This window comes from Reichenbachiella sp. (assembly GCF_965233835.1).
Classification (GTDB): Bacteria; Bacteroidota; Bacteroidia; order Cytophagales; family Cyclobacteriaceae; genus Reichenbachiella.
The window spans coordinates 1,441,270-1,454,223 of sequence record NZ_OZ247585.1; the positions used below are offsets into that span (position 1 = coordinate 1,441,270).

Sequence of the window (12,954 nt, forward strand, 5' to 3'; positions counted from 1 at the left end):
TCTCATATTATGAATACTGTATTTACTACCCTATTGATTGCCGCGGTTTGTTTTGGAACTAAGTTAAAAATAGAAGAGTCTAGTTTTAAAGAAATAGCTCCGGGTGCGGCTGGCGGATATGTGGTCACCAAATATGAAGTTCAGTTGAAGAGCACAGGAAATAAGCAAGCTACTATTGAAGAGGTATGGCTTAAAAACCGAGAGGCCAGTTGGAGATTGTTCGATGCAGAAGGTACCATAGTGGAGACTATTACCAGCAAAGGTATTTATACACTAAAAGGAGAGATTAGAAAGAGATCTGCAGGTGCTAAATACAAAAGTAAGCCTGGCCCAAAAGAAGCTATTGGTTCTTTCGAAGAAGACTTTATTGTAAAATACAAGGTGGAAGGGTCTGATGACGACAAATGTATGTCCATCGAAAAAATTGAGAAGCTGGAACAGGTGAGGATGCAGTAGTCTTTATTGTTAGTTAGAGCTGAGTCTCGACTTAATCAATTGCAATATTTTTCTGAAAGGCCGTCTCAAATGAAATGGTAGTATCCGTACCTTCCACTCCCGGTAGCGGGTGTATTCGGCTGTACAGTACATCCCTAAGGTGACTGTTATCCTTGGCGTATATCTTGATGATGAGCGCATACTTTCCAGTAATGTTGGAGCACTCCACGATCTCAGGTATTTCTTTCAGAGAAGCGATTAGGCTATTCACATATTTGGCATTGGTCACTTCTATCCGCGTCATGGCCTCTGTTGTGTAACCCAATACTTTAGGATCGAAAACAAATGTAGCTTTCTTTATCACTCCGGATTGTCGGAGTTTGTTCACCCGCTGATGCACCATGGTATTAGATATGCCTAATTCTTTGGCTAACGTAGAATAGGGGACACGGGCGTTTTCACCCAATCTGCGAAGTATTTTTTTATCTGTATCGTCAAATTGACTAATCATAAGAGAAATGAATAGTGAATAATGTCAAAATTAATAATTCATTTATTATATAAGTAAATATGACTCATTTTAAATCAATAATTTATTATTTGATTTAAAATTTGATTTAAATGGTTAAATATGACTTCATTTTGCATTCAAATATTTAAACTATGCAGTACGAAGAAATCATCGACATCTTTTGGAAGGAATATGTGAAAACTACGCCTTCAGCAGGTAAAATCCACGAGCTTTTGGAGGCTAAGGGAGAAAAGATCAGCAACGATCATATCGCATTCAGGACTTTCAACCACCCAAGTATCAACGTGGAGCAAATGGCGAAGCCATTTTTGGCCTGTGGGTATGTGGAAAAAGACGATTACGTTTTCGAAGAGAAGAAATTGAGAGCTAAGCACTATGAGCATCCAGATGCGAAGGCTCCGAAAATTTTCATCAGTGAGTTGTTGTTGGAAGAGTTTTCTGAAGAGCTACAATACATCGTATTGAAGAAAATCAATGAAATTCCAATGGGCTTGATCGAGACAGACTCAACCATATATTCAGGTAGACCTTGGGGTACGATTTCACACGAAACTTACTTGAAATTGAGAGAAGAGTCCGAGTATGCAGCTTGGATGTACGTCTATGGCTTCTGTGCTAATCATTTCACAATCAACGTGAATCAGCTAACAGCCATTGAGTCATTGGAAGAAATGAACAATTTCTTGAGAAACAATGGTTTCCCAATGAACGTATCTGGAGGTGAGATCAAAGGTTCGCCAGAAGCATTATTGGAGCAGTCGAGCATCTTGGCGGATAAAAAGGCGATTGAGTTTGCGGAAGGATCATTTGAAATCCCTTCTTGCTACTATGAGTTTGCCAGAAGATATGAAGATGCTAGCGGGAATCTTTTTAATGGCTTTATTGCTAAATCAGCAGACAAAATCTTCGAAAGTACGAATGCGGCTTCATAAGCCAAGACTCCTAAATTAACATTTAACCCAAAATGATAAGTCAGCTTAGGCGCTTCGGCGAGGGCTGACTTTTTTATTGTCATCCGCCATTACCCGTCCCGATAGCTATCGGGATTCGGGTAATCCTTTCGGATTGCATATTACTTCGTTTCTCCTCCTTAGAATCCGGTATTGACGATTTTCACTTGCCTTTCTCCTTGATTTTGAGTAACTTATATACTCCCAAAAATCGTACTACTATGAATCTCATTACAAAAATTGACCAATGGATGGATGCACGATTCGCTCCAGCCTGGTTGGACTTGCTTAGAGTCGTTTTAGGAATTTTTCTTTTTGTCAAAGGCCTCATCTTCACGGCCAACTTTCAAGTGCTCGCCGACAATGTACAGTCCATGGGGATGGTATATATGGCCGTGATCGCAGCTCACTATATCTATCTGGTACATGCAGCCGGAGGCTTGATGATCGCACTAGGTGCCTATACCAGAGTAATGTGTGCCTTGAATATCCCAATTCTTATGGGGGCAGTTATCTTCAATGCCACTCATTTTCTGACCATGGATGATCTCATGGAGTTAGAAATGTCTGCGTTGGTGCTAGTTGGACTCATAGTATACTTCTTATTCGGAGGCGGTCGATTCTCTGTAGATGAGCTCCGCCGCCGAGACGCCAAACGAAAAGCAGAGTTGGCCGGGTTTTAAAAAAATGCCATCAATCCTTTCCAGAACTTAGATAATTAAAAGGGTATTAAACTTTACAACCCCCATAACTTCCCCAAATCGCTGATTCGTATATCTTTGCGGCTATGGCAAAAAATGACGATCAGAATCTATTGAAAAAGATCATAGCGCACTCCAAAGAGTATGGCTATGTATTCCCTTCTAGTGAAATATATGATGGCCTTAGTGCGACCTACGACTATGGCCAATACGGAGCAGAATTAAAGAAAAATATCCGTGACTATTGGTGGAAAGCCATGGTTCAGATGAATGAAAATATCGTGGGTATCGATGCTTCGATTTTCATGCACCCAACCACTTGGAAAGCTTCTGGTCACGTGGATGCTTTCAATGATCCAATGATCGACAATAAGGACTCGAAGAAGAGGTACAGAGCCGATGTATTAATTGAAGAGCATGTTGCCAAAATCGAAGCCAAAATCGACAAAGAGGTAAAAAAGGCCGAGAAAAGATTCGGTGATGCCTTCAATAAGGAAGAATTTTTGTCTACCAATGGTCGGGTACTTGATAATCAAAAGAAAATAGACACCATCAACGCTCGATTTAAAAAGGACATCGAAGAGGAAAATTTCGAAGATCTGAAGTTGTTGATTGAGGAATTGGGGATTGCTGATCCAGTAAGCGGTTCTAAAAACTGGACAGATGTGAAGCAGTTCAATCTGATGTTCTCTACGGAGCTTGGAGCGGTCACAGATGGTGCCAGCAAAATTTATCTTAGACCGGAAACAGCACAGGGTATTTTTGTAAACTATCTAAATGTTCAGAAAACCGGTCGAATGAAGTTGCCATTCGGAATTGCTCAAACAGGTAAGGCATTTAGAAATGAAATTATTGCTCGCCAGTTCATTTTTAGAATGAGAGAATTCGAGCAGATGGAGATGCAGTTTTTCATCAAGCCAGGTACTGAGATGGAATGGTACGAAAACTGGAAAGAGAAGAGAATCAACTGGCACAAGTCTCTCGGACTTGGCGAAGAAAATTATCGATTCCATGATCACTTGAATCTGGCGCACTATGCAAATGCAGCGTGTGATATTGAGTTCAACTTCCCAATGGGATTCAAAGAACTAGAAGGTATTCACTCACGAACCGACTTCGATCTGAAAGCACATGAAGAACATAGCGGCAAGAAGCTCCAATTCTTCGATTCAGAGGAAGAGAAGTCTTATGTACCGTATGTAGTAGAGACTTCGATTGGACTGGATCGTATGTTCTTGGCGATCTTGTCTAGTTCATATACAGAAGAAACATTGGAAGATGGCAGCAGCCGAACAGTGTTAAGGATACCGCCTGTGTTGGCACCGGTAAAAGCTGCGGTATTGCCATTAGTAAATAAAGACGGTTTGCCGGAAAAGGCTCGTGAGATCATGGATGAGTTGAAATACTCGGTGAATGTACAGATGGATGTGAAAGATGCCATTGGTAGGCGATATAGAAGGCAGGATGCGATTGGAACACCTTACTGTATTACGGTAGATCATCAGACGTTAGAAGACGGCATGGTCACTATCCGTGAGCGCGATAGCATGGAGCAGCGTAGAGTATCTGTAGACGAAGTTGTAGCCGAAATAGAAAAGGCAGTGGATTTAAAACAATTGCTGAAGACATTGTGATAAGCACATACATAATAAAACTAAAGGCTCTCATTTGCGAGCCTTTTTTGATTGAAGCCAGTTCAATCTCTCCAGTCTTCTTCTCCAAGAGGGAGTAATTCCCTCTTAGAAAAAGGGGGTTAGGGGAATTTGGATAGTTCTAAAATTATTTGGTCGAAGTTATGCTTTGCCACCAAACCATTCTTCTTTATCTTTTCTTCATGGATATTTTACTCTTGATTTTGGCCGCTGCAGTGTTGTTTGGATTGGCATTATTGCTGGCCAATTTATGGTCGATCGTTGTGGCTTGGAGGGCAGCGAAACGTAGGGGCTTATCCATTTCATTCGGAGAGGCTAGGGCTTTAACAAAATTCTTTGACCTGGAGGATGAGTTTCTCGATACCTGTGTTGAGTTTAAAAGGATTGATTCCAGAGTTTCCATTAAAGATGTGGTTCATCACCATATGGCAGATGGTGATACAAAGGCCTTGCTGACTCACTGGAAACAGCTCCGGGAGGCTGACGTAAATATCACCTTCAAATCTCTCGTACTATATGATCTTGCAGGAAAGGATATGGATCAATTAATAGCTAATTTGAATAGAGAATATGAATTGATTATTCCGGAAATAGAGGAGAGTGGATTGTGTGCTTATTACTATTGTAAATTTAAAGTAGCCGGAGATAGTTCAGGTTGGATCACGCCTGATTTGAATGCCTTCAAAGCAACAATTGAAGAGAAAATAAATTTGGCGCTTTTGTCGGGTGACCTTTCTGATTTTGAGGCATTGGCCAAATTTATCAAAGAAGAATATTTGAATGAAAAATTTTGGAAAAGCTTGTGTCATGGCCAAATCATTGATCAACAAGTTCGTATAACTAAAGGATGACAGTCTATTGCCTGACCGGTCTGGGAGCAGATTCGAGTGTATTCGAGCTGCTGCAAATCAATCACCCAAAAGTATGTATCGAATGGATACCATCTTATCCGTGGGAAAGTATGACTTCCTATGCCCAGCGACTTTGTTCGCAAATTGATACATCAAAACCTTTTGTCCTTTTAGGAGTCTCATTTGGTGGTATGCTTGCCGTAGAAATGAATAAGTATATTCAACCAAAAAAGACCATTTTGGTTACTTCTTTGGCTAAACGAAGTGAATTACCGCTATGGATTCGATTGATTGCCAAAACCAAATTGAATCGATTGCTTCCGAGTTTTTTGTTTGGTTCTAATCCCAAATGGCTGATCTTGTTTTTTGGAATCAAGTCAGAAAAGGGAAAGCAAATGGTAACTAAAATTGCTAAAATTTCCGACCGTACATTAACTAAATTATCTATTGATAAAGTACTGAACTGGGACAACGAATGGCTACCTGATAATCTGGTTCGGATAGTGGCTACAAACGACAGTCTACTTCCAAACCCTAAAAATATTGAAGCTTACAAAATCGAGGAGGCTGGTCATTTTGCTATCGTTGAGAATTCGGAAGAAATTTCTGTTCAGGTAGATAAGATTTTGTCTGAAGTGAATTGATATATTTACCTAATGACTATAACCAGCTTAGCAATTCTTCTACAGGTTTCATCACCTAATCAAAATTCTTCAGAGGTAGTTTTTTTAGCCATACTTAGTGTTTTGGTGATTTTGCTTACAGGTATTTCAGGAAAGGTTAATATGGGATTTCAGGTACCTGGTTTTTCAAGGCCTCTTTCTTCTAAAAGAAAAGAAATTCTGAAGAAGCATTTTCCCTATTACTGTCAACTCAGCCCAAATCGAAGAAAGCGCTTTGAGCAAAAAGTTCAGCACTTTATCTACGTAAAAGAATTTATTCCCCGGCAAATACCGATCGTCACGGAAGAAATGAAAGTATTGATTTCAGCTTGTGCGGTTCAGCTGACTTTTGGTTACCCCAAGGTTTTTCTCAGTCATTTCAAACGCATTTTGGTGTATCCTGACAATTATTATTCTACCATCAATAAGACCTTTCACAAAGGGGAAGTCAATCCGAGATTACGAGCTGTGGTGATTTCATGGAAGGCATTTGTGGCAGGCTACTTCAACCCAAAGGATGGAAGAAATTTGGGTTTGCATGAAATGGCTCATGCACTTAGGTTAGAGAACTTGATCTTGAATGCTGAGTATAATTTTTTTGATGGAGCGGTACTCCAACAATGGCAAACGTTGGCTGATCAAGAGATGCAAAACATTTCAGCAGGTAATAGCCGAATGTTTAGAGGCTATGCTGCTACTGACCCCGATGAGTTTTTTGCCGTGGCAGTTGAGAATTTTTTCGAACGACCAGAAAAATTTAAAAGCTTGATGCCCAATCTCTATGGTATCTTAGTGCTACTTTTGAAGCAGGATCCTTTAAACCCACTTTGAGAATGGCCAAAAGAAAGCCACATGCTGCAAGTATCAGAAATCAAGACACTGCCACTGTGAAGGACGTGATTGATGCGATGCTCAAATCATACAATCTCAATAAAAAGTTTGATCAAACGACTTTGGTGTCTACCTGGAACAAGATTATGGGAAAAGCGATTGCTAACCGTACTTCAAAGTTGGAGGTAAGAAATAATGTGCTCATCGTCACACTCAATTCCGCTCCACTCAAGCATGAACTTAATCAGTCTCGACATAAGGTGCTGAATCTTTTAGAAAAAGAGTTTGGAAAACCTGTGGTTAGAGATGTGTTGTTTGTTTGATCAATTTTAAAATTACCTAAATTGAGTTGTCAAAATTGAAACCTACAGCACATGACTCAATCCTCAATTCTTTGCATGTTTTCTGGAGGAGTAGACTCTACTGGAGTATTGCATGAGCTAATAACTAATGATCAATACAAGTCTTTCTCTTTGATCATTCATCATATTCATATTTGGAACCGAGAAAACCGGGCATTGGCAGAACTGAATGCGGTGAGGAATATTCTCAACTACTATAAAAAGCAGAGTTCCTTTATTTTTTCTCAAAGTACCTTTGACACCAGAGGATTTTCTGCACTACAGTCTAATCGGTTTCCTATGGATATGGATGTTTGTGCCTTTACAGCTTCGCAAATATGTGCTGCACGGCCAGATGTAAAATATGTAGCCATGGGCCGGACAAAAACTGATGTGAGCGGTGGAGGGGAGCACTTCAAAAAAAGAATGGATAGGGCTCAAGCCATTTTTAAATCTTCTTTGAGTTTAGAGCATCACAAACCTGCGGAGTACATTTTCCCAGTCGTGGACTATACTAAAAAAGAAATTTGGGATTTTTTACCAAATGAAGTAAGCGCTGCTACTTGGTGGTGTAGGAGGCCAATTTATAAAGAAAATGTAGCCAATCCCTGTGGGCAGTGTTCAACTTGTGAAGAAATGAAAAAACTTGAAAGAGAATGATAGATCGGTTGTTTGATCATATAAAAAAATTCAGCTCAGCTTCAGATGCCGACTTGCTTCTAATTCAGGAGGTTTTATCTAAAAAGAGTTTTAGAAAAAAGGAGCATTTATTGACCTCAGGCCATACCTGTCATTACAAGTATTTTATCCTCGAGGGTTGTATGCGGTCATATTTTGTCAACAGTAAGGGTGCCGAGCAGATTGTAAATTTTGCCATTGAAGATTGGTGGATGACTGATTATGATAGCTTTATCAACCAACATATTTCACAACTCAATATTCAGGCCATTGAGGATTGTACTGTTTTAAGGCTCAGCAAATCTGATTTTGATCAACTGATGACAGAATCTCCATCTATCAGTACATATTTCAGAACTATTCTTGAAAAGAGACATATTGCTGACCAACGTCGCATTCAGTATATGTTCAATCTTTCTGGAGAAGAAATGTACGATACTTTTTTTGATCATAACTCGGCATTTACTCAGCGAGTTCCACAATATATGCTGGCCTCCTATTTGGGATTTACACCAGAATTTTTGAGTAAAATCAGAAAGAAAAAGGCTGAAGAGCGTTCTTAAACTACATTAAGAAATACCCCTAATTCTATTCAGAGATTTGAGTGATTAAAATAGTTATCACATTAAAAATCGAAAAAATGGAACGAATTAGTTTTGAAAACACCCCTGAAGGTTTGTACAACGGTCTTTATGCCATGGGCGGGTATTTAGATGAGTCTGGCCTAGACAAGCAGTTAAAGTTGCTCATCGATTATAGAGTTTCACAGATCAATGGATGCGCCTTTTGTTTGGATATGCATTTCAAAGAAGCAGTTGAGGCAGGAGAATCTACCGTCCGATTGAGTATGCTGTCTGCTTGGAGAGACACCGAACTATTTAGTAAGGAAGAGGAGGCGGTGTTGAGATACACGGAGGCAGTCACCTTGTTGTCGGAAAATGAAATTGACAATCAGCTGTATAACGAATTACATCAATTTTATAGCACTACCCAAATTGCAGCCCTTACGCTTGCTATTGTTAGAATCAATGGTTGGAATCGCTTCATGAAAGCCTTTAAAACCAAAGCAGGCGAATATGTGGTTGGACAATTTGCCTGACCTGTTTTCTTTATTGATTTTAATCATTTGATAAGCTGATTTCGGTCCTTCTATACGGGTTGGGTGTTCTCTAACTTCATGTAGAAATCAAATAATCATGAACATGAAAAAGCGAGAGCCCATTTCAACCATAATGACCAAGGATGTTTCTACCATTGATGTCAATAGCACTTTGCATGAGGTGAATGAAATATTTGCGAAGAATCATTTTCGTCATTTACCGGTTTTAGCCAATAATCAGCTGGTTGGCATTATAAGCCAGACGGACATCTTAAGGATCAGTTTTGGTAACACTTTCGGTGAAGAACAAGGAGAGGCAGATCAGGCGATTTTTGATATGTTATCTATCAATCAGGTGATGAAACATGACCCGGTGATCATTGGGCATGATCAAACCATTCGAGAGGCAGCTCAAATTTTCACGGAACATGAATTTCACGCCTTACCTGTCCTGGCTGATGGTATAACGGTTGGAATTGTGACGACAACGGATATTATCAAATATTTCTTGAATCAATAAATAATGGCTGCGCAATAGAATTACGCAGCCATTATTAATCCAAATTAAAAGTTTTACTTCTTAAACTCTCTAATTGTTTTTTCAATGATATCACAACAGTCATGCAATTGCTCTTCTGTCATCACCAAAGGAGGAGCGAAACGGATGATATTGCCATGAGTAGGTTTAGCCAATAAACCATTTTCTTTTAACGCCACGCAAATATCCCATGCGGTTGAACTATCAGGGGTGTCATTGATGATAATCGCATTCAGAAGGCCTTTACCTCTCACCAACTTTACCAAGTCAGTAGTCTCAATAAACTTGTTCATTCGTTCTCTGAACAATTCGCCTAGCTTCTGAGAGTTCTCTGCCAGTTTTTCATCTTTTACAACTTCAAGTGCTGCCATGGCCACTTTCGCCGCGATAGGGTTTCCTCCGAATGTTGACCCATGTTGTCCGGGCTTGATCACATCCATGATACGATTATCAGCCATTACTGCAGATACTGGGTAAACTCCTCCAGAAAGTGCCTTACCCATGATCACCATGTCTGGCTTCAGATTTTCGTGATCACAGGCCAAAATCTTACCCGTTCGGGCAATACCGGTTTGCACTTCATCGGCGATGAACAATGCGTTGGCAGCCGTACACGCTTCTTTGGCGGCAGTTAAGTATCCTTCGTCTGGTACAAATACGCCAGCTTCACCTTGAATGGGTTCTACCAAGAAACCAGCCACGTTTGGATCTTTTAGCGCTTCTTTAAGTGCATCAATATCGTTGTGAGGAATTTTCACAAATCCTCCCGTATAAGGTCCAAAGTTCTTCTGTGCATCGGGATCATTCGAGAATGAAATAATAGTAGTGGTACGGCCATGAAAGTTGTCCTCGGCCACGATGATCTTAGCTTCGTTTTCTGGCGTACCTTTTACTTCATAAGCCCACTTTCTACATAGTTTAATTGCTGTTTCAACTGCCTCAGCACCTGTGTTCATTGGCAAGATTTTGTCGAATCCGAAAAAGTCAGACATGAATTTCTCATACTCTCCTAATGCATCGTTATAAAATGCTCTTGAGGTTAGCGTCAATGTTTTGGCTTGCTCAGTTAGTGCACCAACAATTTTTGGATGGCAGTGCCCCTGATTTACAGCTGAATAGGCCGAAAGAAAATCATAGTATTTTTTCCCTTCCAAATCCCATACATGTACACCTTCTCCACGAGACAAAACCACTGGAAGTGGGTGGTAGTTGTGTGCGCCGTATTTATCTTCTAAGGCTATCGCCTGTTCGCTAGTTAATTCTCTCACCATGATCGTATATTTTGGGTTGTCAAACAAAAATGAGTTCTTTATTCAGAACTCATTACATGGAATCCATGAGACTTTTACATGCGAACTGCATCTGGCAGCCTTAGTGCTAGTATTAGCCGTGGAGTTCCAATTGAATTTTAATTAATTTCGCTCAAAATTACGAAAAGCATTTCGAATAACACAACAGAAACCCTTTTGCTTTGAGCGATAAAAACAATGGTCAGCAGTCAGAATCGAACGATTCGCCAGATTATTACTTCAACGAGCAAGGCCTGATGGTCTTTACTGCTGCCTATCATCTTAAAAGAGGATATTGTTGTAAAAATGGATGTAAACATTGCCCGTATGGGTTTAAGAAGAAGTGATTGCCAGTCTGGTTAAGTTATATACAGCTGTAAATAATTTACTATCTTCGAATCGCGCATTCTTAAAAAAGTAAATCCACATATTACTTTCCTCCTGTAGTTATGACTAAGAATGTTCTTTCTGTTTTACTAATAATATGTTCTCATTTTATAGTATTTGCACAATCTGCCGATTTTGATCGCGCATTGTCTAAGGCTCATGTCAAGCGAGCCGATAAGGACAGTGCTCAAATTTTTGCCCTTCAAGCTTTTGAACTAGCTAAATCGGGAGGTAGTGACAATGATAAGTTGAAAGCACTTACCTATGTGGGCATTTCATTTGTAAATCAAAATAAATTAGATACAGCATATACCTTGCTGACCGATATGATCGCTCAGATGGGTGATGCTACTTTTCAAAAAGGAATGGCTTATTGGTATCTGGGTAAGCTCCATCAGAGGAAGGCAGATTATGAGCTTTCAGATCAGAATTATCATTTGGGGAAAGAAATATTTGAACAATATGATTCGGCAATTTTTGTTTGTCGGATGATGACTAGTCTAGGTGTGAATCAGGGTATACAGGGCAACTTTTCAGCGGCTTTGGATTGGTTCATTGCCAGTTATGAATATAAGCTTAAAAATGGGTTTGAAAAAAATACAGATGTGGACCTTCACAATATTGCTAATGTATACATGCGCCAAGGCAGCTATGACAAAGCCATCACTTATTATCGCAAGTCTATTGCGCTAGCAGACGGCATCAGCGATTATAGTCCCTACATAGGTATAGGTGGCGCATATAATCTTCAATTAATGACAGACAGTGCCTTGTATTATTATAGTAAGGCCTTTGAAATGGCCCAGAAGGAAGGAGCGGAACGAGGTCAAATTTCAGCAGCGATCAATCTTAGCAACATATACTACCAGACAAAAAAGTATAGGATGGCCATTAGTTATTTGGAAACAGTTTTGCAATCGAGTGCCATGCCAGCAAGATCCGTCCCTTCTACATTGGTAGAACTTGGGAAAAATTACTACGGACTGGAGTTATACGACAGCGCCGAATACTACTTGCGCAAAGGAGAGCAGGAAGCAGTGAAAGTGAACAATAGACAGTATATAGCCGAATCTGCAGAATATCTAAGTACTGTTTTGGCAGATCAGAAAAAATTTGAGGAGGCTTATAAATATGCAAGCTTGTCCATAGCACATGCCGATTCGGTGACCAGAGAGCGTAGAGATGACGCCATTACTGATCAGCGGATCAAACTAGAAACACTAAAAAAACAGCACGAAATCGATGCATTGAATGCGGAAAATCAAGTGAATCAATACAAGCTGATATCACTTGTTGTCGGCGGCGTGTCTTTGGCATTGATAGCCTTACTAGCCTTTTTAAATTTCAAATCCAGAGCTCACCTCAAACAGGTGAAGTTGGAAGAGGAAAAAGCTGTTCTTCAAGTAGAACTTGAAAAAAGACAAGCCCAACTCTCAGCACATACTTTACACATGATTCATCATAAAAATGGAATAGAGGAAATTGAACAACAACTCACGGATCTTGACGGTGTAGGCAAACAAAAAATTAAGAATATTATTTCGCTCAATAAGGCTCAGGAAAAAGATTGGGACAATTTCAATAATTATTTCAGTGATGTTCATGCCCAGTTTTTTGATATATTAAAATCACATCATCAAGATTTGACTCAAAGTGAAATTAGACTTTGTGCCTTGCTGAGAATGAATTTGGCCAATGGAGAAATTGCCACGCTGTTAAACATTGAACCCAAAAGTGTGAAAATGGCCAGATATAGATTGAAGAAAAAATTGCAGCTCGAAGAGGAGCAGGATTTGAATTCGTATATCTCAGAGTTGGAAATACCTAATTCTAATATTGCAAAAAACTAATTTAGGCAATGATTTCTTTTCGTAGAGATGATTTATCAGTCAACCTGATGACATCATTCGTAGAAGTTTAGAACCCATTAATCGAAGCAGTTTCTTTTGTAGACCCTTTGTAGACCCTCAAAATTAGCAATTGAGCTGCCTTTCGCCTCATATTTGAT

Annotated in this window: 16 protein-coding genes; 14 read left to right on the forward strand and 2 right to left on the reverse strand. The window is 39.7% G+C overall.

From position 1 onward, the window contains the following. Positions 1-9: 9 nt before the first annotated feature. Positions 10-456, forward strand: a complete 447-nt coding sequence (locus ACO6S2_RS06160; RefSeq protein ID WP_422361641.1) for a hypothetical protein — start codon at positions 10-12, stop codon at positions 454-456. 31 nt (positions 457-487) lie between these two features. Here the strand turns inward: ACO6S2_RS06160 and ACO6S2_RS06165 are convergent, their stop codons facing one another. Then, complete coding sequence (locus ACO6S2_RS06165) at positions 488-946, reverse strand: Lrp/AsnC family transcriptional regulator (protein ID WP_422361642.1); 459 nt, start codon at positions 944-946, stop codon at positions 488-490. A gap of 152 nt (positions 947-1,098) precedes the next feature. Between ACO6S2_RS06165 and ACO6S2_RS06170 the strand changes: the two genes are divergently transcribed. The 11 genes from ACO6S2_RS06170 (at position 1,099) to ACO6S2_RS06220 (ending at position 9,252) form a co-directional block, all read left to right on the forward strand. Further along, complete coding sequence (locus ACO6S2_RS06170; protein WP_422361643.1) at positions 1,099-1,899, forward strand: DUF1338 domain-containing protein; 801 nt, start codon at positions 1,099-1,101, stop codon at positions 1,897-1,899. A 239-nt stretch (positions 1,900-2,138) separates the two neighbouring features. Continuing rightward, a complete protein-coding gene (locus ACO6S2_RS06175) occupies positions 2,139-2,600 on the forward strand; it encodes a DoxX family protein (protein ID WP_422361644.1) in 462 nt (153 codons plus the stop codon). Between the two features lie 104 nt (positions 2,601-2,704). Further along, positions 2,705-4,252 (forward strand): glycine--tRNA ligase, encoded by a 1,548-nt coding sequence (locus ACO6S2_RS06180; protein WP_422361645.1) that lies wholly within the window; start codon positions 2,705-2,707, stop codon positions 4,250-4,252. A 200-nt stretch (positions 4,253-4,452) separates the two neighbouring features. Beyond that, complete coding sequence (locus ACO6S2_RS06185; protein WP_422361646.1) at positions 4,453-5,121, forward strand: hypothetical protein; 669 nt, start codon at positions 4,453-4,455, stop codon at positions 5,119-5,121. Beyond that, positions 5,118-5,765: a hypothetical protein gene (locus ACO6S2_RS06190; protein WP_422361647.1), complete on the forward strand. Its 648-nt coding sequence runs from the start codon at positions 5,118-5,120 to the stop codon at positions 5,763-5,765. Before ACO6S2_RS06185 ends, ACO6S2_RS06190 begins: the two co-directional genes overlap by 4 nt. A 12-nt stretch (positions 5,766-5,777) precedes the next feature. After that, on the forward strand, positions 5,778-6,614 hold the full coding sequence (locus ACO6S2_RS06195; protein WP_422361648.1) for a zinc-dependent peptidase: 837 nt from the start codon (positions 5,778-5,780) through the stop codon (positions 6,612-6,614). A gap of 2 nt (positions 6,615-6,616) precedes the next feature. Continuing rightward, positions 6,617-6,937, forward strand: a complete 321-nt coding sequence (locus ACO6S2_RS06200; RefSeq protein ID WP_422361649.1) for a DUF721 domain-containing protein — start codon at positions 6,617-6,619, stop codon at positions 6,935-6,937. Positions 6,938-6,988: 51 nt separating this feature from the next. After that, positions 6,989-7,615: a hypothetical protein gene (locus ACO6S2_RS06205; RefSeq protein ID WP_422361650.1), complete on the forward strand. Its 627-nt coding sequence runs from the start codon at positions 6,989-6,991 to the stop codon at positions 7,613-7,615. Next, positions 7,612-8,196, forward strand: coding sequence for a Crp/Fnr family transcriptional regulator (locus tag ACO6S2_RS06210; RefSeq protein WP_422361651.1), 585 nt, complete (start codon positions 7,612-7,614; stop codon positions 8,194-8,196). The genes ACO6S2_RS06205 and ACO6S2_RS06210 overlap by 4 nt, the downstream gene beginning before the upstream one ends. Before the next feature lie 77 nt (positions 8,197-8,273). After that, a complete protein-coding gene (locus ACO6S2_RS06215) occupies positions 8,274-8,732 on the forward strand; it encodes a carboxymuconolactone decarboxylase family protein (RefSeq protein WP_422361652.1) in 459 nt (152 codons plus the stop codon). A 103-nt stretch (positions 8,733-8,835) separates the two neighbouring features. After that, positions 8,836-9,252, forward strand: coding sequence for a CBS domain-containing protein (locus ACO6S2_RS06220; RefSeq protein ID WP_422361653.1), 417 nt, complete (start codon positions 8,836-8,838; stop codon positions 9,250-9,252). 53 nt (positions 9,253-9,305) lie between these two features. On the opposite strand, the gene rocD is transcribed toward ACO6S2_RS06220, so the two are convergent. Continuing rightward, the gene (gene rocD / locus ACO6S2_RS06225) at positions 9,306-10,541 is read right to left on the reverse strand and encodes an ornithine--oxo-acid transaminase (protein WP_422361654.1); all 1,236 of its coding nucleotides are present in this window, start codon (positions 10,539-10,541) and stop codon (positions 9,306-9,308) included. 200 nt (positions 10,542-10,741) lie between these two features. Here rocD and ACO6S2_RS06230 point away from each other — a divergent pair, with 200 nt between their 5' ends. Beyond that, complete coding sequence (locus ACO6S2_RS06230; protein WP_422361655.1) at positions 10,742-10,906, forward strand: DUF5522 domain-containing protein; 165 nt, start codon at positions 10,742-10,744, stop codon at positions 10,904-10,906. Between the two features lie 102 nt (positions 10,907-11,008). Continuing rightward, complete coding sequence (locus ACO6S2_RS06235) at positions 11,009-12,796, forward strand: tetratricopeptide repeat protein (RefSeq protein ID WP_422361656.1); 1,788 nt, start codon at positions 11,009-11,011, stop codon at positions 12,794-12,796. Positions 12,797-12,954 lie beyond the last annotated feature (158 nt).